Source organism: Treponema primitia ZAS-2, assembly GCF_000214375.1.
In the GTDB taxonomy this organism is placed as follows: domain Bacteria; phylum Spirochaetota; class Spirochaetia; order Treponematales; family Breznakiellaceae; genus Termitinema; species Termitinema primitia.
Genome location: NC_015578.1, coordinates 296,485 through 318,413, shown reverse-complemented (window position 1 = coordinate 318,413; position 21,929 = coordinate 296,485). Strand labels below are relative to the sequence as shown.

Annotated in this window: 19 protein-coding genes; 5 read left to right on the top strand and 14 right to left on the bottom strand. The window is 46.8% G+C overall.

The window, feature by feature from the left end; translation table 11 throughout:
• Positions 1-3 precede the first annotated feature (3 nt).
• Positions 4-1,038, top strand: coding sequence for a hypothetical protein (locus TREPR_RS01380; RefSeq protein WP_041610968.1), 1,035 nt, complete (start codon positions 4-6; stop codon positions 1,036-1,038).
• A 249-nt stretch (positions 1,039-1,287) separates the two neighbouring features.
• On the opposite strand, the gene TREPR_RS01375 is transcribed toward TREPR_RS01380, so the two are convergent.
• On the bottom strand, positions 1,288-2,772 hold the full coding sequence (locus TREPR_RS01375; protein ID WP_015706483.1) for a hypothetical protein: 1,485 nt from the start codon (positions 2,770-2,772) through the stop codon (positions 1,288-1,290).
• A 90-nt stretch (positions 2,773-2,862) separates the two neighbouring features.
• Between TREPR_RS01375 and trxB the strand changes: the two genes are divergently transcribed.
• On the top strand, positions 2,863-3,789 hold the full coding sequence (trxB, locus tag TREPR_RS01370) for a thioredoxin-disulfide reductase (RefSeq protein WP_015706482.1): 927 nt from the start codon (positions 2,863-2,865) through the stop codon (positions 3,787-3,789).
• A gap of 43 nt (positions 3,790-3,832) precedes the next feature.
• On the opposite strand, the gene TREPR_RS01365 is transcribed toward trxB, so the two are convergent.
• From TREPR_RS01365 to TREPR_RS01305, 13 genes are all read right to left on the bottom strand, one after another.
• A complete protein-coding gene (locus TREPR_RS01365; RefSeq protein WP_015706481.1) occupies positions 3,833-4,924 on the bottom strand; it encodes a tetratricopeptide repeat protein in 1,092 nt (363 codons plus the stop codon).
• A 132-nt stretch (positions 4,925-5,056) separates the two neighbouring features.
• Complete coding sequence (locus tag TREPR_RS01360) at positions 5,057-5,602, bottom strand: hypothetical protein (protein ID WP_015706480.1); 546 nt, start codon at positions 5,600-5,602, stop codon at positions 5,057-5,059.
• A 115-nt stretch (positions 5,603-5,717) separates the two neighbouring features.
• On the bottom strand, positions 5,718-7,307 hold the full coding sequence (locus TREPR_RS01355; protein WP_015706479.1) for a tetratricopeptide repeat protein: 1,590 nt from the start codon (positions 7,305-7,307) through the stop codon (positions 5,718-5,720).
• Between the two features lie 210 nt (positions 7,308-7,517).
• On the bottom strand, positions 7,518-8,393 hold the full coding sequence (locus TREPR_RS17735) for a tetratricopeptide repeat protein (protein WP_052299685.1): 876 nt from the start codon (positions 8,391-8,393) through the stop codon (positions 7,518-7,520).
• 96 nt (positions 8,394-8,489) lie between these two features.
• Positions 8,490-9,842 carry a tetratricopeptide repeat protein gene (locus TREPR_RS01345; protein WP_015706478.1) on the bottom strand — a complete coding sequence of 451 codons (1,353 nt, stop codon included), beginning with the start codon at positions 9,840-9,842 and terminating at the stop codon, positions 8,490-8,492.
• 158 nt (positions 9,843-10,000) lie between these two features.
• Positions 10,001-10,783 (bottom strand): exonuclease/endonuclease/phosphatase family protein, encoded by a 783-nt coding sequence (locus TREPR_RS01340; RefSeq protein WP_015706477.1) that lies wholly within the window; start codon positions 10,781-10,783, stop codon positions 10,001-10,003.
• Between the two features lie 85 nt (positions 10,784-10,868).
• Positions 10,869-11,612, bottom strand: coding sequence for a hypothetical protein (locus tag TREPR_RS01335; protein ID WP_015706476.1), 744 nt, complete (start codon positions 11,610-11,612; stop codon positions 10,869-10,871).
• Positions 11,613-11,657: 45 nt separating this feature from the next.
• On the bottom strand, positions 11,658-13,688 hold the full coding sequence (locus TREPR_RS01330) for a flagellar biosynthesis protein FlhA (protein WP_041610967.1): 2,031 nt from the start codon (positions 13,686-13,688) through the stop codon (positions 11,658-11,660).
• Positions 13,689-13,882: 194 nt separating this feature from the next.
• Complete coding sequence (locus TREPR_RS01325; protein ID WP_015706474.1) at positions 13,883-14,557, bottom strand: endonuclease/exonuclease/phosphatase family protein; 675 nt, start codon at positions 14,555-14,557, stop codon at positions 13,883-13,885.
• A gap of 46 nt (positions 14,558-14,603) precedes the next feature.
• Entirely contained in the window at positions 14,604-15,197 is a 594-nt protein-coding gene (locus TREPR_RS01320) for a 3'-5' exonuclease (protein ID WP_015706473.1), read from the bottom strand.
• A gap of 539 nt (positions 15,198-15,736) precedes the next feature.
• Positions 15,737-16,135 carry a HEPN domain-containing protein gene (locus TREPR_RS01315; protein ID WP_015706472.1) on the bottom strand — a complete coding sequence of 133 codons (399 nt, stop codon included), beginning with the start codon at positions 16,133-16,135 and terminating at the stop codon, positions 15,737-15,739.
• Positions 16,128-16,451, bottom strand: coding sequence for a nucleotidyltransferase domain-containing protein (locus TREPR_RS01310; RefSeq protein WP_015706471.1), 324 nt, complete (start codon positions 16,449-16,451; stop codon positions 16,128-16,130). Before TREPR_RS01310 ends, TREPR_RS01315 begins: the two co-directional genes overlap by 8 nt.
• Positions 16,452-16,529: 78 nt before the next feature.
• Positions 16,530-17,555 (bottom strand): helix-turn-helix transcriptional regulator, encoded by a 1,026-nt coding sequence (locus TREPR_RS01305; protein ID WP_015706470.1) that lies wholly within the window; start codon positions 17,553-17,555, stop codon positions 16,530-16,532.
• A gap of 172 nt (positions 17,556-17,727) precedes the next feature.
• Between TREPR_RS01305 and TREPR_RS01300 the strand changes: the two genes are divergently transcribed.
• The 3 genes from TREPR_RS01300 to cls are packed head-to-tail and all read left to right on the top strand — an operon-like array spanning position 17,728 to position 21,880.
• Positions 17,728-19,425, top strand: coding sequence for a glycoside hydrolase family 3 protein (locus tag TREPR_RS01300; RefSeq protein ID WP_245534765.1), 1,698 nt, complete (start codon positions 17,728-17,730; stop codon positions 19,423-19,425).
• A gap of 3 nt (positions 19,426-19,428) precedes the next feature.
• A complete protein-coding gene (locus TREPR_RS01295) occupies positions 19,429-20,286 on the top strand; it encodes a GNAT family N-acetyltransferase (protein ID WP_015706467.1) in 858 nt (285 codons plus the stop codon).
• Between the two features lie 55 nt (positions 20,287-20,341).
• Complete coding sequence (cls, locus tag TREPR_RS01290; RefSeq protein WP_015706466.1) at positions 20,342-21,880, top strand: cardiolipin synthase; 1,539 nt, start codon at positions 20,342-20,344, stop codon at positions 21,878-21,880.
• Positions 21,881-21,929: the final 49 nt, after the last annotated feature.

Sequence of the window (21,929 nt, the reverse complement as noted above, 5' to 3'; positions counted from 1 at the left end):
AAATTGCCGGAATCACATTATAAAATCTTCCGCCCAGCGGCTTTATGCGCCTTCACAGTTTTCCTCCTCTCATGTGCCACCGCTCCGCTCCCCGACTGGGCTAAATCCCCTTCTGCCATCACCCGCGTGTACCCTGCTGACACCTACATCGCCCAACACGGCCAGGGCCAAACCCGCGAGGCCGCCGAAGCCTCCGCTGCCGCCGCAATTTCCCGCTATTTTATCAGTGAGGTAAGAAGCGCCACAGGCATTTTAGAATTCGAGCGGCAGACGAACGGTGTAACAACAGAAACGCAGCTCGCAGCCACATCCGAAATCCTTGTCAATTCGCAGACTGAACTTTTTGCAGTTCGGTATGCCGAAGCTTGGTTTAACAAGGCGGAGAAACAATGGGAGACTACGGCCTATATAGACCGCGCCGAAGCATGGGCAATTTACGAACCACGTTTTCAAAAACAGGCAGAAGCATTGAGAGGCTTGTATCAGGCTGCGGAAACCGAGGGTGATTTATTCAAAAAAGCCTTGCTTTGGGGTGTAACGAACAGATACGCCCAAAGCGCGGATTTCGAGGCCGCCTATAGTTTTGGGCAAATCTTAAATTCGGCAAAAATGAACGTCGTTTTTTCTGTAGTGCGCAGCAATACTGCGTCTCTGCCGCAAAAAATCGACAATGCCCGCCGGAACGCTGACGTTTATATCGACTGCCCGGTAGACTTTGAATCCCTTATCGTCAATGCCTTTTCCCGCGCCCTCATCTCCGAAGGCTTCCCGGTTGCCAAAACCCGCGCCGGAGCTGCTGCAGTCTGCACCATCACTGTAGACGAAGGAATGCAGAAACGCGAATTGGGTATTTTTTACTACCCTTCGCTGCAAGCGGTTTTTACCGGAAGCTCCGGCGCATTGTTCACCTATAATGCTTCCGCAGGCAGCGCCAGTGCGGTAACCCCGGATGTGGCAAAACGGCGTGCCTATACTGCCCTTGCAGAGCAGGTACAAAAATCATTCTCTACGGAATTCAACGCCAATGCAGAAAAATAATGAGCCTCTGCGGGGCAAGCCCCACGGTATCCTTAGCGTTGCATAATTTGAACGGAGGCTCGTTCGATAGGAAGTTTATTATACCCTCCCTCGCGAAAGCGAGTTCTTTGGTTTAATACCAAATTTCGTAGGCTTCGCTTGGTAACAACCGCGGCAAGCCGCGGGGTATTAAACCAGACTCACGAATAAATCGATAAAAAAATTTAAACAGAAACAGCCTATCAACTTTTTAATAGACGCTGCAGCTTCCTACCGGCTCTTTAAAGCCCGCTCCACCAAGCTGAGGTCCTGGGTCAAATTCCGGTCCCGGGGAAATTCCTCCAATGCGGCGCGGATAAAGCGGTTCGCCTGTTCGTAGTCCCCGGCATTGAAAAGCGCCGCGAAGGCATTGTGCAGCTCCGCCACTCGGTTTGAGCGGTACACCCTGATAGATCCCTCCAGCTGGGGATCCCTGCCGTATTTGGCAAGCGCCGCTTCGGTATACTCAATGGCGTCCCGGGAAGCCCCGGCGGAAGAAAGCCGCTCCCCTTCCTTGAGAATGACAAAATCCCGTATCTCCCGGGCCCGGCTTTCGGTAAGAGAACCCCGGACCAGGGCATATTCTATGATTTGCAGTATATCCCGGGCTTCCTCGGCGGTTTTGACCCGTGCGGAGAGCTGTACTAATTCCGCATCCACCACCAGGGTGTCCAGCTTAACCAGGTTTTCCGGACTCAGTAGCTCCTTGTTAGCTTCCAGGGCATCCCGGGCCTCGGCGATACGCTGGCCCCGCAGGAGCCGGACCAGAAGGTTATTCATGTCGGCGTAGATAAATTCCTGCCAGCGCACCGGGTCAGGGTACTGCCTGCTTGCCAAGGCAGCCCATTGGAGAGCCGCAGCCTCCTGGTTGGACTTCATCAGGGATGATCCGTAATTGAGGAGCCGGTCCACAAGATCCTTCTGGGGATCCGAAAAAAAGTCTGAAACCACCGGGTCCCGGCGATCTTTCAAAAGGGCCGCCCGGTTTAAAGCCAGAGGCACCGCCTCGTTATAACGGCCCCGGGTTTCCAGTTCGGAGATGCGGTTGGTCAGGATGAGGGAGACCAGTTCAATCTGGCTGATGGCGGTACGGTCCCGGTAATTCCGGGCGGGTACATAGGCAAAGCCGGTCAGCCTGCCGAATCCATCGTGGAATTCCCGGCGGTTCCCCGGATCAAAGCCCATGGGGTTTGTGGTTTCCACATCGATAAGCTCATCCCCAATATGCACGGTAATAAAAGCATGATCCTTGGTCATCACCCCCCGGACATCCAGCCCCGCTGCGGAGGCAAAGACGGTGTAGAGCACCGCCGAAGAAACGCAGTTATACCTGCCGGTCCTGAAAAGTTCGTCCAGCCGGGTCTGGTGTTCTACATAGCCTCCCTTAAGGAAGCGCTGATGGATAAAGGTAAGGACAAATTCCCCCCGCTCCCGAAGATCAATGGGCAAATCCGGCAAGGCCAGCAGATCTGCTGCACTGTTCCGGATAAGTTCCGCATAGGCTGCTGTATTTGCCCCCGAAACCCCTACCGAGGAGGCCCAAAGCCCTATTTCCCCGATATCCTGCCAGTTGTAATCCCGTACCCGGGCAAATGCAGATGCACTGGGATCAGGATCAAGCCCCGGAAACTGAAGCGTCTGGGCCCATAGGGGATGTACAAAGGCCAATTCAGCCAAAACCAGGGCCAGCGCCCCGGCAAAAAACTTACTCTTCATAGAAAAATAGTGTAGCATAACCCCGTTGACGGTACTATAGGTCTTTTCTTATTATATAAAAAGTATAACAGGTATTGCAAAGGAGCAGCTATGGCACAGCTAGAAGCCGATTTACTCATCTTAGGCGCCGGTCCTGCCGGTCTCAGCGCCGCCCAGTACGGCAGCCGGGCCAACCTCAAGGTTCTGGCCATTGAACAGCTTTCCCCCGGCGGCCAGGCCCTGTCCATTGACAAACTGGAAAACTACCCCGGTGACCCTACCCCCCGCTCGGGCTTTGACTTTGCAGAGGATATGCACCGCCAGGCTGAAAACTTCGGCGCAAAAATTCTAAGCGATGCCGTCCTGTCATTAAAAAATGAAAAAAACAGTTTTACTGCTGTTTTAGGAAGTGGTGGAGAAATCAAGGCCCGCGCAGTAATCCTCGCCACCGGTGCCACACACCGCACACTGGGCATACCCGGGGAAGCGGAATTTAACGGCCGGGGTGTCTCCTACTGCGCCTCCTGCGACGGCCCCTTTTTTAAGGGCAAGCGTATCCTGGTGGTAGGCGGTGGCGATGCGGCCTGCGACGAAGCCCGGTTTCTTGCCTTCCTGTCTGACCGGGTGCTCCTGGTCCACCGCCGGGACAAATTCCGCGCCCAGAAAAGCCTTGCCGAGCGGGTACTTCATGACCCCCGCATTGAGGTCCGGCTCAACACCAGCCCGGTGAAAATTCTGGGGGACAAACAGGTAAACGCCGTAATTCTGGAAAACACGGCGGATCACACTCAATACGAAGAGCCGGTAAACGCAGTATTCATATTCGTCGGAACCACCCCCCAGACCAGCCTGGTTCCGGACGCAGAAAAAGACGAGGCAGGTTATATCGTCACGGATCAGCGCATGGCCAGCTCAATCCCAGGCATTTTTGTCGCCGGAGACGTCCGCGCCAGCCCCTTCCGCCAGGTTGTGGTCGCCGCCGCCGAAGGGGCCATTGCAGCACACTGTGCTGCGGAGTATATTGAGAATTTTTGTTAAACAATTTGGATATCGTTCACCACAAAACGTTAATACATCTCCGCTATTTTTCAGGGCTTTCTTTGTTTTCTTCGATTATTTCTTCTGCATCATCGTGCATTTCAAGAAATTTGTTAAAATCCATAGACCCAAGCATATGTTTAATATCTATACCAATATCAGAATTCTCCTCTTCCAGCTTTGCCGCTTCGCCGCGATCCGCCGCCGCTTTGTCAAGCTGTCCCAATGTCTCATAAATTTTCCCCTGCTTTTCAAAGCAACCGGCTGAGTACGGCTCAAGGCGTATAATTTCAGAATAGTCCGCGATAGCCTTATCATATTCGCCCAGTTTATCGGCATACACATCTCCCCGGCCTTCCAAATAAAAAGTGTTTTCCGGATCAAGTCGTATAGCTTCTGTCCAGCCGGCAATTGCCTTGTCATATTCGCCGCGCCTGGCATAAAGCCAAGCCCGGTTATTAAAAAGAGTTGCATTATTGGGGTTAAGGTATATTGCACCGGTAAGCTGTTCAATTTCCTCATTATCAAAAGGGTCCTCAGAGACATTTGAAAAATAATGAATAGTTTTGTTTCCAAAATATTTTAAAAACGGTTTTAGCCGAATAGCTTCTTCCCGATCCGCCAAGGCTTGCTCTACCTGCCCCAGCTCTTTGTATTCGTTTCCCCGGTTATAATAGGCGGTCTCATAATCCGGTCTTAGGCGTATCGCTTTGGTATAGTCCGCTATTGCCTGAACAGAGTCACCCTTGCGGGCATAGCTGACCCCCCGGTTGTTAAAGGCCGCCGCATAGTCCGGTTTAAGCCGTATCGCTTCCGTGTAGTGGGCTATTGCCTCATCATAGTTTTTTTCATTCCGAAAAATATTTCCCAACTGGGTAATGGCTTCGGCCATTTCGGGCGCCAGTTCCAGCGCTTTCTCAATAATCGCCTCGCTCTCCTGATATTTCCCCAGCTTCTGCAAACACTGGCTTTTTTTAAGATATGCCTCGGCCAATGTTTCCGGAGTTACCTTGTTTTCCAGGATTATCCTGTCGGCTTCTGCGATTATTTCGACAAGTTCCGCATCTGAAATATCTGTGCCTCGAAACAAATAATTCAGATCCAGGTCATATTTCGCTATTTTATGAGAAATCATATTTTTTTACCTTCACCGTCCACTTCGCTTCTCCATTTCATTGGCTACCACCGACGCATAGGCTTGTTTTTTAGTTACTACCCTCTGTATAATCTTTTATAGCCTGGTCAAACAGTGTTTTACTTTTATCGTTTATTTTTTCCAATAATAACTTGTTTTCTTTGTCTTATCATCATCAATCCTGCCTTTCTTCTTCTCTTCTTCAAGTTTTTCTAATTTTGCATTAACTCTCCTAATGAACTTCATGCCCTCAAAATAACCTTCAATCATGATACGTATCATGTTTTCCGTATCACGTATCATGTCTTCGTGAGACATTTCCAAATCGCTCGCACGTTCACATATATATATTAAATCTATAAGCTCTGATTTTTCATTTGGGTCAGAATCAGGACAATAATAAAAAACTTTATAGCCTTCAATTTCTATCAAAGAATCAACTTTTTTAATCTCAAAATCATATAGAGAATATAATAAAATTTTATCACCTTCAATCCAAGAAACAAATCCCATTTTTATTAATTGAGTAACGAGTATGTTTTTACATTCGTTGTATAAAGTATCTGATATAATCCTATTATTTCTAGGAAATTCAATAGGTAGTATGCCTATTTTTGCATTGGCTGCTTCTTTAGCTAAATGAAGAGCTTCAGGTGGAATATCCTTAGAATCAAACATACTTTATACCCCCAAATATAAACCAAATAACATTAGCTAATGCCGACATAGTATTTTCCTCCTTACGCAGTCATAATATCATTTCAGTCTATCATATAACGATAGACTGAACTATTTATCCGATTAAATTAATTAAAGTAGACAAAATACCCTTTTTTCTTCCCCGTTTATAGGCAGTTTTCCCGTCCAATTTGGCAAAATCCGCTTCCGCCTTATCCCGCTGTCCCAGCGCTTTGTAGACAAGGCCCCGGTTGCAGTATGCATCAAAGGCATCGCCAGGGGAAAACATTGCAGCGGCAATACATATCGCCTGGGTATAGTCTGCAATGGCAAGTTCGTACTCACCCTTTTCATCATGGGCAAGGCCCCGGCTATAGAATAGCTCATAGAACAGCATCTCGTAATTGCAGGGGGCTAATTCTATAGCCCTGCTGTAATCGGCAATAGCCTGCTCGCGATCACCACTGGCGTCATAAGCAATTCCGCGGTGGTACAAGATAAAAACGCCTTCATCTTTACTGAGCGCCAGGGCTTCATCACAATCCGCTATAGCTTTGTCGTATGCACCGATTTCGATATAGGCAATACTCCGGTTTTTAAGCATTCTCGCAAAATTACGCGGAGTCGATTTATTTAATACCATGGCCTTGGTATAATCGGCAATAGCCTGGTCAAATATTATTTTACTTTCATCGCTTGTTTTTTCCAGTTGCATCGCCTCTTGCCATGCGCTAAAAGCCTTGATATACCTGCCTTTTTCAATAAATGTATTGCCCCGGTTATTAAAAAAAATAGCTCTTTCCCACGAATTTTTACCTATGACATCGGTCCATTCGGCAATTCCTTCATCAAATCCTTCTCCCACGGTTGTTCCATGGACATTTAAAGCTCTGACAAGATCTGATTTAAGTACGATGACATCCGCCTCATCCATGCCGGAATATAAATCAGCAGCTTTTTTGATGGCTTCTTTGCCATTTTCTTCTTTTTCGTTCAAAAATAAATATAAGCTTTGCTTAAGATACGTTTCCGCTATTTTCTCAGGTTTTTCTTTTTCCTCCTTAATTACTTTTTCTGCATCATTGTACATTTCAAAAATTTCATCGGCATCAGAACCAACTATGTGTCTAAGAACAATATCAAGAGGCAGATCCATTCCCAAATCTTTTAAACCTGGTTTTAGCCGAATGGCTTCTTCCCGATCCACCAGAGCTTGCTCAAACTTTCCAATGTTCCTGTATTTATTTCCACGGTTATAATAGGCAATTGCATAATCCGGTTTAAGCTGTATTGCTTCCGTATAGTCCGCTATCGCCTTATTATATTCACCTTTTCCAGCAAAACTGACCCCCCGGTTGTTAAATGCCGCCGCATAATCCGGTTTTAACTGTATCGCTTCGGTATAACGGGCTATTGCCTCATCGTAGTTTTCTTCTCCGTGAAGAATGTTCCCCAACTGGGTAATGGCTTCAGCCATTGCGGGCGCCAGTTCCAGCGCCTTCTCCAGAGGTTCCCTGCTTTCCTGGCGCTTCCCCAGCTTCTGCAAGCATTGGCTTTTTTTGAGATACGCTTCTGCGATCTTTTCCGGGGTTTCATTGTTTTCCAGGGTTATCCTGTCGGCTTCTGTGATTATTTCCGCGATTTCCTCTTCGGAAATGTCTGCACCCATGAACAGGTAATTTATTTCCAGGTTGTATTTAGACATTTGCTTCCTCCGATGCTAAATGAAGAACTTCAGGTGGAATTTTCTTAGAATCAAACATTATTTATACCCCAAAAGACAAACCAAGTAACATTCGCAACAATTCTATAGACATTAGGATACGCCTCTGCTATTTTCTCAGGAATTTCTTGTTTTCTGCAATTAGTCCTTCTGCATCAAGTAATTACAGTATATCCTTGTAAACAAAACTGACTATGAATTTAATTGTAATATCGCTTCCATTACAATGATCCTCTTCAAGCCTTGCCGCTTCGCCACTTTGTCAAGCTTTCTCAATAATTTCTCATAAACCTTCCCCCGTTTTTCAAAACCAGTGGCTGAGTCCGGATCAAGTCGTATAGCTTCGACCCCACCGGCAATTGTCTTGTCATATTCACCGCACATGGCATAAAACCAACCTCGGTTATGAAAAAGAGTCGCATCATCGGGATTAAGGTATATTGCACGGGTAAGCTGTTCAATTTCCTCATTATCCGAAGTGTCCTCAGAGGCACTTAAAAAGATGATGATTTCTCTGTTTACCAAATGTTTTAAAAATGGTTTTAGCCGAATAGCTTCTCCCCAATCCGCTCGGGCTTGCTCAAACTGTCCCAGCTCTTTGTATTTGTTTCCCCGGTTATAATAGGCAATTGCATAATCCGGTCTTAGGCGTATCGCTTCGGTATAGTCCGCTATTGTCTGAAGGAAATCAACCTTGAGGTCATAGCTGGCCCCCCGGTTGTTAAATGCCGCCGCATAATCCGGTTTAAGCCGTATTGCCTCCGTATAGTAGGCTATTGCCTCATCATAGTTTTTTTCATTCCGAAAAATATTTCCCAACTGGGTAATAGCTTCGGCCATTTCGGGCGACAGTTCCAGCGCTTTCTCAATAACCAACTCGCTTTCCTTGTACTTTTCCAGCTTCTGCAAGCATTGGCTTTTCTTAAGGTATGCTTCCGCGATTTTTTCCGTAGTTTCCTTGTTTTCCAGGGTTATCCTGTCGGCTTCTGTAATTATTTCCGCGATTTCTTCTTCGGAAATGTCTGCCCCCACGATTAGGTAATCTATTTCCTGGGTGTATTTAGACATTTGATTCCTCCATTGACCACGGCTTTCGACGGGTGATGTCAATATATAACGTAAATCTATCATGGGATGATATGGTGAAATAATCATCCTTCTTTTTTAAAACCATCTGGCGGTTAGCCCTTTCTTTTTTCTATTGTTTATATAAAGGCTTAGCGCTTCGGTATAATCAGATGCAGCCTCATCATGCAAGCCCAGAGATTCATACATACGCCCGCGGTCATAACAGGCTTTTTCAGCATTCTCCGGGTCTAGGCGTATTGCTTCAGTATAATCGGATATAGCTTTATCAAATTGATTTAAAGTATCATACCATCTTCCCCGTTCATAAAAGATAGCAGCCTCCCCTGGATGTAATCGGATTGCCTTGGTACAATCAGCAAGAATCTTATCCGACCTTTCTTCTAAATCACTTCTCACAAAAAAACTATCATAATAAGTAAGACGTCTAATAGTTTTTCCCTCATACGTAAGTTTACGGTTCAATAGCTCCAAATGTTTTGCTTCGGCATAATCGGTTGTAGCTTTATCATTTTGCCCCAGGGCTGCATACGATAGTCCCCGATTATAGTAGGCCTCTACAGCGCCTTCCGGGTTCAGACGTATTACTTCGGTATAGTCGGCAATAGCCTTTTCGTATTCGCCATTATCATCATATACAATTCCCCGGTTATAATAAATATCTAAAATATAATCCAGCCAATCCAGCCCTAATCGTATTGCTTCGGTGAAGTCATTAATTGCATTGTCATACTCCCCTTTAACAACATATACACGCCCCCGCATATTGAAATATCTGGGATCATCCGGAATTAAGCGTATTGTTTCAGTAAAATCAGCAATCGCCTTGTCGTACTTCTTATGACGCAAATATTTAGATCCGCGATTATGAAAAGCTCCCACATCATTTGGTTTTAAGCGTATTGCCTCAGTTAAGTCCGCAATTGCCTGATTGTATTCATGCCTATTAGTTCCCCGGCAAAGATAAGCCCATGCATAATCCGGTTTAAGCCGTATCGCTTCGTCATAGTCAGCCATAGCCTGATTATACTTTCCTGAAATGTAATAGTGAAATCCACGCTTACAATAAGCAGCCGCATAATCCGGTTTTAATTCAATCGCCTTGGTATACATTACTATTGATTCCGATGGCCTTATTGCAAAGTCCCCTAATAATACAATCGCCTCGGTCATACCGGGGTATAATTCTAATACTTTTTCTAGAGCTTCTTTGCTTTCTTCAGAATAATCCCTATCATCCTCTTCATCTCCATACGCTCCAAGCATAGATAAGCATTGGCTTTTTTTAAGATATGCCTCGGCCAATATTTTCGGATTTACCTTTTTTTCCAGGATTATCCTGTCGGCCTCCGTGATTTTTTCGAAAAGTTCCGTATCGGAAATATCTGTGCCCCGAAGCAGATAATTTAAATCCTGATTGTATTTAGACATTTGATCCCTCCATTGGTCATGGCTTTTGACGGTTAATGTCAGTATATACCGTCAATCTATCATAGAGTGATAGGGTAGATGAATTTTATAAGGTTTTTTTGGAAAAACGGAGGGCCGGGATGCCGGTCCTCCGTTTAAAATATTAGGCAGATAGTAACTTAAAGGGTAAACTCCACCATTATAGGGCAGTGGTCAGAAAGGTCTGTTTCTACCCATTCTTTCGAATCTCCAATATGAAAATCTGTAACTTTTTCCAATAATGGTTTTGAAATAAAACAGTAATCGTCTGTAACTTTCTTTTTTTGTGATTTGTATGTGTAAAAATATGTTTCAATTTTTTCTTTATCGAATTTTTTGGCAGAGTTAACAATATAATAATCCGAGAGCTTTTTTACCAAAGCTGTGTGATTAAGATTACTTTTATAACAATCATCCCATATTTCGTTACTATTGAAGTCCCCTATCAATATTACATCTCCCGTCAATAAATTTTTATTTTTGTAATAATCAACAGCGGCATGAGCTTTTTGGACATAATCAAGTGGATCTGTAACATCGGTCTTGTTCTTTGTCCAGACAGCGAATAAGATAAAGTCTTTTCCATCTTTGTTTATTTGGTATGGTAAAACATAACGAAAACTGGGATCATCGCTCCAATATTTAGCCAAACGATTTATTGTAATATCATTTTTACAAAATATTCCAATGCCTAAATCTCTCTCCTCATTAATACCGCCTGACGAATCTTTAGCATCTTTTCCGTCGCTATACCAATCAGCATTTTGTTTAGGGTAATTTAGACGTTCCCAGTCAGATTTTTTACATTCTGGTATAATATAAATGTCTGCACCCTTAAATATATCTGCCTCCATTATTGTCTTTTGTTTTTCTTCGCTAAATCCATAATGGCAATTCCAACTAACAATTCTCAGTTTGCTCATCCCGTTCCTCCTATTCCCCCATATCATAGCGCCACACCGATAGCCCTGTCAAGAAAATATCCAATTTTCCAATAAGCCAAAACTATTATCTCCCATGTATCTTTTCTATATGCTGATATATCATTTCCACCCTTTTTAGAGCATCCATAACACATTGTTTTAAATTTCTCCCCTTGGCATAATATCTAATATAAAGTCTTGAATGAAACATATAAACCGGAATATTATAAAGCGTACAAAGACAGGCCGCCGTAAGTTCCGCTATTATTTCACGTATATCTGAATCAAGGTCTCTGTTTGGTAAGGTCCAGTCTATTGCATGTGCGAGTTCATGTAAAAACGCTTGGGGATTATCAGTCCCCATAACTATCATATTTTCCAGAGGGGAATAATAAGCAACACAATCCTCACGAATTTTTTTCTCTTTAACAACTTTTATCCCCAAAAAGCCAGCAATTTCAATAAGCGGAAGTGAGTTAATATTAAACATATCATACCTGGCTATAAAATCATCTATATTATTTTCAGTATCATTTCCCAATACAATTGGTTTGGCATAAGAACCTTTCAATACATTAGTTGTGGTTTCATTGTCAACCAATGTTTTTGATTCCCATATAGGGAAAAGGGTATATGTCACATCATGAAACAGAAAAAATAAATCATTTTTAGTAACATAATTATCATTACTCTCAATAATCATTGATACAACTTTATCAAATATCTTTTTTACGTTTGTTGGTATTATTTCATCTCCTTCCTGGTCTTTATGAGGGCCCTGTACTAATTGGAATTGCCGAAGAAATAAATCATAGAGGGTATCGTTCATTTGTTAATCCTGGAATATTGTATATAATATGTAGCAACATTTAGTTTAAGTTTCATGATTTTTTCGCCGCTTCTTCTCTTCAATTTTTACTTCCCCCACCGCTTTCACGATGATATCAGAAACCATCTCCGGTACCGAAAGTACTGCCAGTTCCGGAATTTCCCGTTCCGTTGAAGACTTAACCAGGAACCGGGCCGCCTCGGAACAGAGGATCACCGGATGCCAGGCCTGATCTTGTACGGCTTTTATTGACCGTGAAAGAGCCATGATCCAGGCAGCTCTGGCGGGCGAGTCCATGGCGGACACGATCCCCGAAAAGGTTTCCAAAGAGCTGTCCAGGATATTCTGTTCCAGGCTTTGGCTTAGGGTGAGTACCCGAAGAATCCGATCGTCGGAGGCATATTGCAAACATATCTGTCGACCAAGGGCCTGCCGGACATTTTCAATGAGGAACGGCATATTTTTGGCAGTCTTAGCTGTCTGTCCGTAATCTGCCAGCGCCTCCAGAATAACTACCATATTGCGGATAGAAACCTGTTCCCGGAGCAAAGCCTGGAGGACCTTCTGAATTTCTCCCAGGGTAAGAATCTTCTGGGCCTCCACCACCACTGCGGGGTAATCTTTCTCAAGGGCATCCAGGATTGACTGGGTTTTCTGACGATCCAGAATCTCCGGAGCATGACGCTTGATAATCTCCGTCAAATGGGTGGCGATAATCGAAGGGGGATCAACAACGGTGTACCCCAGACGTTCCGCCTCATCCCGTTTGTCTTCGCTTACCCAGAGCGCCGGAAGACCGAAGCTTGGGTCCAAGGTCTTTTCCCCGCCTAGCTCGTCCTTTCCCCCCCCGGGGTTAATACAGAGACAATGTCCCAACCGTAGTTTACCCCGGCCTACGTCCATTCCCTGAATCTTGAAACAGTATTCGGAGGATTTCAGCCGAATATTGTCGATGACTCGCATTCCTGAAAAAACCAGCCCCAGCTCCAACCCGATTTCCCGGCGAATCCGGCTAATCCGTTCCAGGAGTTCCGCACCCTTTTCCCGATCCACCAGAGGGATGAGGCTATAGCCAAGTTCCAGGGACAAGGGATCTAGTGGAATTATAGGAGGCATTTCTTCTGCTGCGCGTTTGGGACTCTTTGCCTCTACAGACTTGGCTGGCACAGAAAAATCCTTTGCCTGTTTTTCAGCAAACCGAATCGCCAGGATGATCAACTGGGCGGCGGGTGAAGAACGAGCGGAAACATCCTCCCTAAAAGCGCCGCTGGAAACCGACTGGATTACAGCAATACCAGTGGCAGTAGAAACCAACAGCGCTGGAAACAAGGAAAGGAGGCCACTTCCAATAGCGAAGGGGATGTAGAGACCGGTTGCCTGGGAGATGGGCTCCCCATGGATCACCGTGCCGATGATGATCCCTCCCAAGATATTCGCCGCAATGAGTAGGATTCCCACCTTAACATTTCCGGATATGAACCTGCTGGAACCGCCCATCGCCCTGTAAAAGTTAAGCTCCTGTTGGAGCTCGTTCTCTAGGGCAATAGATTCTTCCTCAGTAATTCTCCGGGAGCTGTACCCCGCCTTTATGGCTACCTGTTTCTCCGGAAGAGCATCTAAGGCAAATCCGGTAGCGGCTTCGGCAATATGGGTAGTGCATTTGATGATAACTACTGCCTGGACCGTGATTATCACGACAAAAATAACAAGCCCTAACACGAGACCTTCGGTATCCCCGGAACCGACCATAAAGAAAGAAAAGATCCGGATCATGTGGCCATTAAACCCCGAACCTTGGGTCAGTATGAGTTTGCTAGAGAAAACATTCAGCGCAAGGTTAAACACGGTTAATGCCAGAAGTATCAAGGGAAATATGCTAAAAAAAACAGACGCTCTTTTATTGATGGCGACCAGGAGTATGAGCAAGGCTAAAACCAGGTTTATGGCCATGAGGGCGTCCAGAAGCGGCGCAGGAAGGGGGATGAGGAGCATCATCCCCACTGTCACTACCGCCATAAAGAATTTTCTGCGGTTACCAAACAGATTCTTAGACAAAAAATCCCAGATATCGGACATCATTCAACCCAGCCCTTTTATAACCCTATAATGTACGGATACGGTTAAAATATTCAAAACTGCGGCAAGTATAGAATGGTTAATCTATCATACAACGATAGAGTGAGAATGGTTTTTGCGTTATTGTCTGGAATTGATAAAAAAAGACAAGAGGATTGGGGGCGCCGGTCCTCTTGACAAGAAACTGTTTTTTATTAAAAATTGAAATCTACAATAATTGGACGATGATCAGATTGATTTTCAAATTTATCTGTGTCAACAACAATTAATTCAGCCGACAATGATATCTTTTCAGAAGCAAAGCAATAATCGTCAATATACGATCTTTCTCCTCTAAAAAATGTATATGATGGATCATCGGCTTTATCACAATTATAAAATTGCTTATTATTTAATCCTTTCTCAAGATATTCATAGTAAGAATCTTTATTTTTTTGACTACCTGTATTAAAATCTCCAATTATTATTGCAGGATGATTTATTTGATATTCGTACAATGCCAAAAGGATTGATTCTGTATAATAATAAGGTTTTCCTTTTGCCCATACAGCTACCAATGTAAATTCTTTTTCTCCTTTTACAGAAAAGGGAATTACATATCTAAATTTTATTCCAAATTCTGACTTTGGAATAAAATTTATTTCATACCCTTTTTGGACAAAAACTGCGATTCCACCCGGCTCGTCATTATAATGATCTCCATACCATTTGAAATTCTCAAACCCATGAATGTTTTTACATTCATCCTCGTTTATTTCCTGAATGACAAGGATGGCAGCATCTGAAGAAATATTTTGAATTTCAATGCCTTTACCTGGAGTTAATCCTTTCCCAAAAGTACTACCACAATTCCAACTTACAATCTTCATACCGTTCCTCCTATTTACCCTATCCCATCACCCATCACCCCTCACCCTACCTGTCAACCAGCCGGTCAAAAACCGCCTTGGTATTCACAATATCTGCCATACTGTTGTGGGCGCCTTCAGTGCTGATACCGAAATGCCTGCATACCTTCTCCAGTTCAATACTGGGCAAATCAAGTTTCCCGGCGACCCGATAGGCCTGGACCAACTGCATGACGTCACAGTGCATGTAATCAAAGTAATCATAAAATTTCTTTGCTTTCTGTTTCGACGATTCGTTCCGAGTATCTTGCAACGCAGTTTCCCGCGCAAAAAGGGCTCGTAGAAAATAAATATCAAAGGACACGTTATACCCGGTTATGGTAAGCCGATTTTCCCCATATTGTTGCAGGTCTTCAAGAAGTACGCCGAACTGTTCTGATTCAGAAGGGAGGGACAAAATCTTTTCCTTTGAATACCCATGGACATCTTCGGCCTCCGAGTCGAACTCAAACTGTTTATAATTATCCGGGCGCATTTCCAGGGTGCGCTCAAGGAGCAGCCGGTTATTTTCTTCAATGAGATATGAAATTTGAAACGCAAAATGTTTCCGCGAATCAAGTCCGGTGGTTTCGGTGTCTACCCAAAAACGGCGTGTATACATTATAGTACTCCTGCAAATTATTTGACTTCATTCTTTACGTTGTTTTAGTATACATGATATATTCTATAGGTGCAATCCTTGATTTCCTCATAAATTTTCAAAAAATAAAAATGGTGAACCAATATTAATTTATAATTATTGCACTGGTACCATTTCAACGCAAACATACTCAAATCCACCATAGGACCTTGATTTTACCGTTAATAAAGCATCAACGATTGATGGCTGTGGTATTTTTACCAGATAATCAACATCAAAATAGACAATATTACTACCGCCATTAGTGTCATCAATATAAACTGTCGTACGAAGCTGTGAGTAATATCGTCCCCTGATTCAGTCTATCATAGAGTGGTAGACTGAACTATTTTTTTAAATTATTTTACTTTCATCGCTGCTGATTTCCAGAAGGTAGCGATCGGCGTTTAGAATATTATAGCGGGACATATGCGCCATTATACCACTTCACTCTATCATATACAGATAGAGTGAAATATTTTTCCCGCTCAAAAGAATATCCTGTGGTGATTCTCAGGCGCCTACTTACTTTGAATTAATGGCTGCATGAAGGAAAAGATGGCCTTTGCATTTTGTATTGCGGCATTCATTTTTTGTTCAGTTATCGCTATTTCTCTTGGGTATCTTGGTTGAACGCCATATGGATCCAAAGCATCGCACTGAGCCATAATTGCACCGATGTTAGAGTTGAAGGGTTCACAAAGATTATACAGCTCTTTTAGATCATGGTTCTTTGGCGGCATAACCCCATTTATAACCAAAAACCCTTTTAAGCATTTTTCTGCGGACTGTTGGCAATGATAACAAATTATTTCCATGGGTACAGGGTGTTTTTCCAAAAGGAACTCTGCGCTGCTTAGATCCATTTCTGCAAAATAGAGCCATTCCCGGGCATATTCCGTATTGTCCATTTTATCCATAAATAATGATCCCTTTTTCCGCTACCTCATGTTCAAGGGTAAGCGCACCAAGCCGGTATTGAAACCGGGATTTTTTGAGGACCAGTATATCGGCGGAAATTGATTTGTGCCTGTGTACAGCGCTGGAAATCATGAGTTCCGCATCCAATGCATCATAGGGGGCGTCATCCTTCATTATCACATATAAATCCAGGTCCGAATCGGCACGGGGTGTTCCATAAGCATAGGACCCAAAGAGGTAAATCTGTTCCACCGGAATGGTAGACACAATTACGTTTTTGATATCATTGAGCTGGTCCTGTACTGCCTGTTCCATGTAACCCTCTATGTATTATAGTATAACACATTTTTATACTTACGCCATATCCCTAAACCCAATCAGCGCCCTTTATCACTACCGCCGTATGATCCTCGCCCTCCTCGCCATATCCCCCACATTGGCTAGCCAGTCCTCCACCAGTTCCGGCGGTTCCAGGGGCAGGGCGTCCCGGCCCGATGCCAGGACCAGTTCCAGGACCTTGCCGTACTGGGCGCTGGTGAAACTAAGGGTAACCCCCTCAGGCGGGGCTTTTCTATTCCGGCCTTTGCCACGGCTGGGGATTTCGTCAATACGCTGATCCGCCGCCCATTGCCGTTCCTGGATACGCAGGGCCGCCTCGCCGTAAAAATTAATGCAGTAACGCTGTTTCCGTTCATTTGAATAGGCGCCAAAATAACTGCCCTCAGTTTTAGTGCGGAAATCATATCCTGTGGGAAGGGTAAAGGTTTTGTCCGACAGGCTTATCTTTCGTATCCGGGGGAGGGAGAACATCCGCATACCCCGGCGTTCTTCCGCATAGCCGTAGAGATACCATGAACCGTTATCAAAGAGCAGTTGGTAGGGGCGGACCCGGCGGGTTTCAAAGGCGGTATACCAGGAGCTCCGGTACTCGAAATTGAGGATGCGGTTTTCCCCCAGGGCTTCGGTGATGGTTTGCCAGAGTTCCGGCGAAAACTGTACCGAGGGGATCGGGGGGACCACGATGCGGTCCTCGTACCAGCGGGTCTTGCCGGGGTCCTCCAGGGGAGCGGTGATGGCGTCCACCAACTGGCGGGCGGCTTCGTAGATCGGGGTATTTTGGTACAGGGAAAGCAGGGTCTTTGCCATGCCCAGGGCCAGCATGTCGTCGGCGGAGGTAAAGGCTGCGGGGAGGCGGAAGGTTTTTTCGGTGTAGTAATAGCCTTTGTGAAAATAGTCGTACTCGATAGGGGCGCCCAGCCGGTCCCGCATGAACTCGATGTCCCGGCTGATGGTGGCGGTTCCGGTTTCGTAGAGTTTGGCCAGGGCTTTGGTGTTGGGGTACTTGCCGGAGGCGATTTCTTTATCGATAAAGTAGATCCGGGGGAGGGCGGTCTTGGGGAGGTTCTTTCGGTTTGCCATAATACGAGTATACTACATTAGTCTATCAGCTGATGATAGAGTGATTCGTAAATCCGCCGATTCTGTTTTTCTGTCCGGTTCTCTGGATATATATCAGTCATCCCGCTGCCCCTTAAACCGGATCCTTCCCTTTCAATTGACTAATTTACTATTATATAATTAACTAATCTCTATGACTATGCAACTGCGGATTTTATCATCCTTTCTGCTTCTGGTATGCCTTTCCGTTTCCAGGAGCCTTTTTGCCCAGAGCTTCACCGATCCCGGGGATACAGACGAGCTGGCGGCGGCCCTGGTGGCGGCCATGTCCGACGAGGAAGCCCTGGCCCAGACCTTCATGCTGGGCTGGGTGGGGGCGGAACCTTCGCCTTTAATCATGGACTGGATTCGGGACCGGCATATCGGGGGGGTGAAGATCTTCGGGTGGAATACCGGGGATACCCTGCGCCTGGCGGAAACCGTGGGAACCCTCCAGCAGACGGCCCTGGCGGGGAAGCTTAAGATTCCCCTACTGGTAGCCACGGATCAGGAGGGGGGCTGGATTCGGCATGTGAAGGGCGCCACCAGCGAGACTCCCGGGAATATGGCCATCGGCGCTTCGGGGTATCCCCGGGACGCTTACCTTTCGGGGTACTATATTGGGCGGGAGCTGGCGCTCCTGGGGATCAACATGAACTTTGCGCCTACGGTGGATATTTACACTAACCGGGCCTCCACGGTTATCGGGCCCCGGTCCTTTGGGAACGATCCGGTGCGGGCGGGGCTTTTGGGAGCGGCTTTCATGAAGGGCCAGCAGACCGCGGGGGTTATTGCCACGGCAAAGCATTACCCGGGCCACGGGGACACGGACCTGGATTCTCATGGGGTACTGCCCCGGATCAATGCGGACTTTGATGTGCTCTGGGACCGGGAGCTTATCCCCTACCGTATCTTAGCCAGGGAAAACATTCCTGCGATCATGAGCGGGCACTTATCCTTTCCCAATACCCAAGCGGGGTCCGCGCCGGCTTCCCTGTCATCCTGGTTTTTGCAGGACATACTCCGGGGGCGTATCGGGTTCCGGGGGCTCGTCATCACCGACGACCTTATGATGAACGGGGCTACTGCCTGGGCGGGAAGCCTTTCCCAGGCGGCGAAACAGGCCCTGCTTTCAGGTAACGATATTGTCATGCTTTCCAAAACCCCCAGCCTTTGGGATCCTGTCTGGACCAGTCTGCTGGCCTCCATGAGGCAGGAGCCGGCTTTCCGGGAACGGGTACAGGACGCGGCCCGCAGGATTGTTGCGGTAAAGCTGGAACATCTGCGGGGGGAAACTGCGGTACCCTATGTGCCGAATCTGGCAAAGGTAGAGGCGGGGCTGCCGGACCCCGAGGGGAGCCGCTTCTTCCTGGACCTGGCGGCCCGCAGCGTTACTATTCTTAAAGGAAAAGAAGATGTAAAAAACGTTTTTCCCTTGACCACGGAAAGGGCGGGAAAAGTTTTTCTGGCAGGCCAATATTTGGATTTTTTCAGCGCCGGAAGAGCCGCCTATCCCGGGGCTTCCGCTTACTGGTACACATCCGAACCTGGGGCGATAGAAGAAATGCTGAGCTATGCCCGCCGGGCGGACACCGTTATTTTCTGCCTCTCCGATGCCGAGGGGCTGGGGGTTCTGCGCAGTTTGCGGAACCTGGGTAAACGGGTGATCGTTTTTTCCGTCTTGAGCCCAGTCTACCTTGACCAGGTTTCCTGGGTGGACGGGGCCCTGGCGGTTTACAGTTATGCCCCGGAATCCTTTGTGGCGGGCTTCTCATCCATGCTGGGCCGTATCCCCGCCCAGGGGCAGCTTCCCCTGCAGGCACTTCCCGGGGACGGCAGGCCAGGGAGCTGAAGCGTGAAGGCCCTGGTAAAACGCCGCTGGCGGAGAGCCGGCCGGGCGGAGGCGGATCGTACCGAAACCTTCCTCAAAGATTACGAGTATTACTGTGTAACCGCCTGCGCAAAATTCCTGAACAGGCAGTCCGCCAAGGATCATGTGTGGCATTTAACCGATCAGGAAGGAACCGTATCGGCCCTGCTCCTCCACTACGGCCGGGCCCTGCTTCCGGTCTTTGGGAAAACCGGGGATATACCCCTCCCCCATTTTATGAAAAATTTCCTGGGCAGGATTCCCATCCATGCGGTCCAGGGCCTGCTTAAGGATGCGGCGATTCTGGAAAATGCCATGGAAAATTTGGGCTATCAGGCAAAAGATCGCCGGACCTACGATCTTATGGCCCTGGACAAGGCGCCTGCCCAAAGCGGGTCCGGCGAGTTTCCCCCGGGACTTATATTACGCCGGCCGGAATTTACCGATATGGATGCCCTCTTTCCCCTCCAAGCCGGCTATGAGCAGGAAGAGGTTCTTCCCAAGGGGGCCGAATTCAACGCGGCTCTCTGTCGCCTCACCCTGAGTCGTATTTTGTCCAATGAGCAGGCGCTCATCGCCTGCATGGACGGGCGGGTGGTGGGAAAAATAAACACCAATGCCGCAGCTTTTTCCCGGACCCAGATAGGCGGGGTCTATGTGCTTCCCGAATACCGGGGCCGGGGTATAGCCGGCTGCATGACTACCCGGTTTGCCGGGGAGCTTATCGCCCAGGGCAGGGGCATTACCCTGTTTGTAAAAAAAGAAAACGTCCCCGCCCGGGCGGCCTATCAGAAGGCAGGTTTTTCCGCTGTGGCGGATTACCGGATCAGTTATTATCAGTGAGGACTGGCTTGCGAAAACGTTGTGTAGTATACTTAACAGTGGAGTATTATAAAAGGTGAAGCAAAAAAAGTGGGTACGGGTTTTATTCCGGCAAAGGGTCTTTGTTATTTCTATCCTGTTTATACAAATAGGGTTCCTCCTGTACCTCATCGACGCTACCAGCCTGAGTTCCCGCTATACCGGCTGGGCCCTGAACGCGGTGAGTGTGGTGGTCTGTATTTATATTGTCAATAAAAAAGAAAAATCCGCCTATAAACTAACCTGGATATTCACCATTATGCTTTTCCCCATCTTCGGAGGATTGCTGTACATACTCTTTTATTTCCAGTCCAACCCCCGCAAGCTCAGGCGTTATTTTGCTGAAAGTGATCTTCGCTGCCAGCCCCTCTTTTTGCTCCCCGGGGATTCCCTGCCCTTCCTCATGGAAAACTACGAAACCTGTCTGCCCCAGGCGCGGTACCTCCAGGAATACGCCGGGTTCCCCATCTATGTACACACCCAGACCGAATACTTTCCCTCGGGAGAAACTTTTTTCAAAAAAGCCCTGGAAGAACTTGAAAAGGCGGAGCGCTATATCTTCCTGGAATTTTTCATACTCCGGCAAGGGCAAATGCTGGACCCCATTCTGGATATTCTGGAACGGAAAGCCCGGGAAGGGCTTGATGTGCGGCTCATGTACGATGACTTAGGCTGCTTCATGTCCCTGCCCTCGGATTTCCAACACCAGCTTGAACGGCGGGGAATCCAGTGTACCATCTTTAACCACTTTAAGCCCATCTTTTCTTCCCTGCAAAACAACCGGGATCACCGGAAGATCATTTCCATAGACGGCAAGGTCGCCTTTACCGGGGGCATGAATTTGGCGGACGAGTACATCAACATCTACCCTAAGTATGGCCACTGGAAAGATGCAGCGATTATGATTGAAGGGGAAGCGGCCTGGAGCCTGACCTTAATCTTTTTACAGATGTGGAATTCAGGACAAAAAGTTCAGGATAACTGCGGGGATTTCTATCCTTGGCGGAACGATCCCTGCCCGGTAAGTTCCGACGGCTATGTACAGCCCTATGCGGACAGCCCTATTGACACAGAAAATGTGGGTGAACACGTTTACATACAGATCATCAACAATGCCAAGGAGTACGTTTACATCAACACACCCTATCTGGTGGTGGACGACAATCTCCTTTCCGCACTGACCCTGGCGGCGAAAAGTGGAGTGGATGTGCGGATCATCACCCCCCATCGCTGGGACAAGTGGTTTGTCCGTATGGTCTCCCGGTCCTATTACCGCCAGCTGATCATGGCCGGGGTAAAGGTCTACGAGTACACCGAGGGGTTCAACCATTCCAAGACCTTTGTTTCCGATGATAAGGTAGCAACCGTGGGCACCACTAACCTGGATTTTCGCAGCCTCTACCTGCACTTTGAGTGCGGTGTCTGGATCTACAAAAGCAGCGCTGTAGCAAAGGTAAAAGAAGATTTCCTCAACACAGTTCCTATTTCAAAACTGATCAGCCTGCAAGACTGCGTCCGGGGTCCGGTCAGTACCTTTATCCGGGACGTGCTCCGTATCTTCGCACCCCTCATGTAAACAGTTTTATTCGTGTTGAGGGGTTTAATACCCCGCCCTTTAGGGCGTT

Bases quoted from the DNA above. Each gene is read 5' to 3' on its own strand.
- TREPR_RS01375 (WP_015706483.1), bottom strand. From the start codon at position 2,772: ATGAAGAGTAAGTTTTTTGCCGGGGCGCTGGCCCTGGTTTTGGCTGAA.
- trxB (WP_015706482.1), top strand. From the start codon at position 2,863: ATGGCACAGCTAGAAGCCGATTTACTCATCTTAGGCGCCGGTCCTGCC.
- TREPR_RS01365 (WP_015706481.1), bottom strand. From the start codon at position 4,924: ATGATTTCTCATAAAATAGCGAAATATGACCTGGATCTGAATTATTTG.
- TREPR_RS01360 (WP_015706480.1), bottom strand. From the start codon at position 5,602: ATGTTTGATTCTAAGGATATTCCACCTGAAGCTCTTCATTTAGCTAAA.
- TREPR_RS01355 (WP_015706479.1), bottom strand. From the start codon at position 7,307: ATGTCTAAATACAACCTGGAAATAAATTACCTGTTCATGGGTGCAGAC.
- TREPR_RS17735 (WP_052299685.1), bottom strand. From the start codon at position 8,393: ATGTCTAAATACACCCAGGAAATAGATTACCTAATCGTGGGGGCAGAC.
- TREPR_RS01345 (WP_015706478.1), bottom strand. From the start codon at position 9,842: ATGTCTAAATACAATCAGGATTTAAATTATCTGCTTCGGGGCACAGAT.
- TREPR_RS01340 (WP_015706477.1), bottom strand. From the start codon at position 10,783: ATGAGCAAACTGAGAATTGTTAGTTGGAATTGCCATTATGGATTTAGC.
- TREPR_RS01335 (WP_015706476.1), bottom strand. From the start codon at position 11,612: ATGAACGATACCCTCTATGATTTATTTCTTCGGCAATTCCAATTAGTA.
- TREPR_RS01330 (WP_041610967.1), bottom strand. From the start codon at position 13,688: ATGTCCGATATCTGGGATTTTTTGTCTAAGAATCTGTTTGGTAACCGC.
- TREPR_RS01325 (WP_015706474.1), bottom strand. From the start codon at position 14,557: ATGAAGATTGTAAGTTGGAATTGTGGTAGTACTTTTGGGAAAGGATTA.
- TREPR_RS01320 (WP_015706473.1), bottom strand. From the start codon at position 15,197: ATGTATACACGCCGTTTTTGGGTAGACACCGAAACCACCGGACTTGAT.
- TREPR_RS01315 (WP_015706472.1), bottom strand. From the start codon at position 16,135: ATGGATAAAATGGACAATACGGAATATGCCCGGGAATGGCTCTATTTT.
- TREPR_RS01310 (WP_015706471.1), bottom strand. From the start codon at position 16,451: ATGGAACAGGCAGTACAGGACCAGCTCAATGATATCAAAAACGTAATT.
- TREPR_RS01305 (WP_015706470.1), bottom strand. From the start codon at position 17,555: ATGGCAAACCGAAAGAACCTCCCCAAGACCGCCCTCCCCCGGATCTAC.
- TREPR_RS01300 (WP_245534765.1), top strand. From the start codon at position 17,728: ATGACTATGCAACTGCGGATTTTATCATCCTTTCTGCTTCTGGTATGC.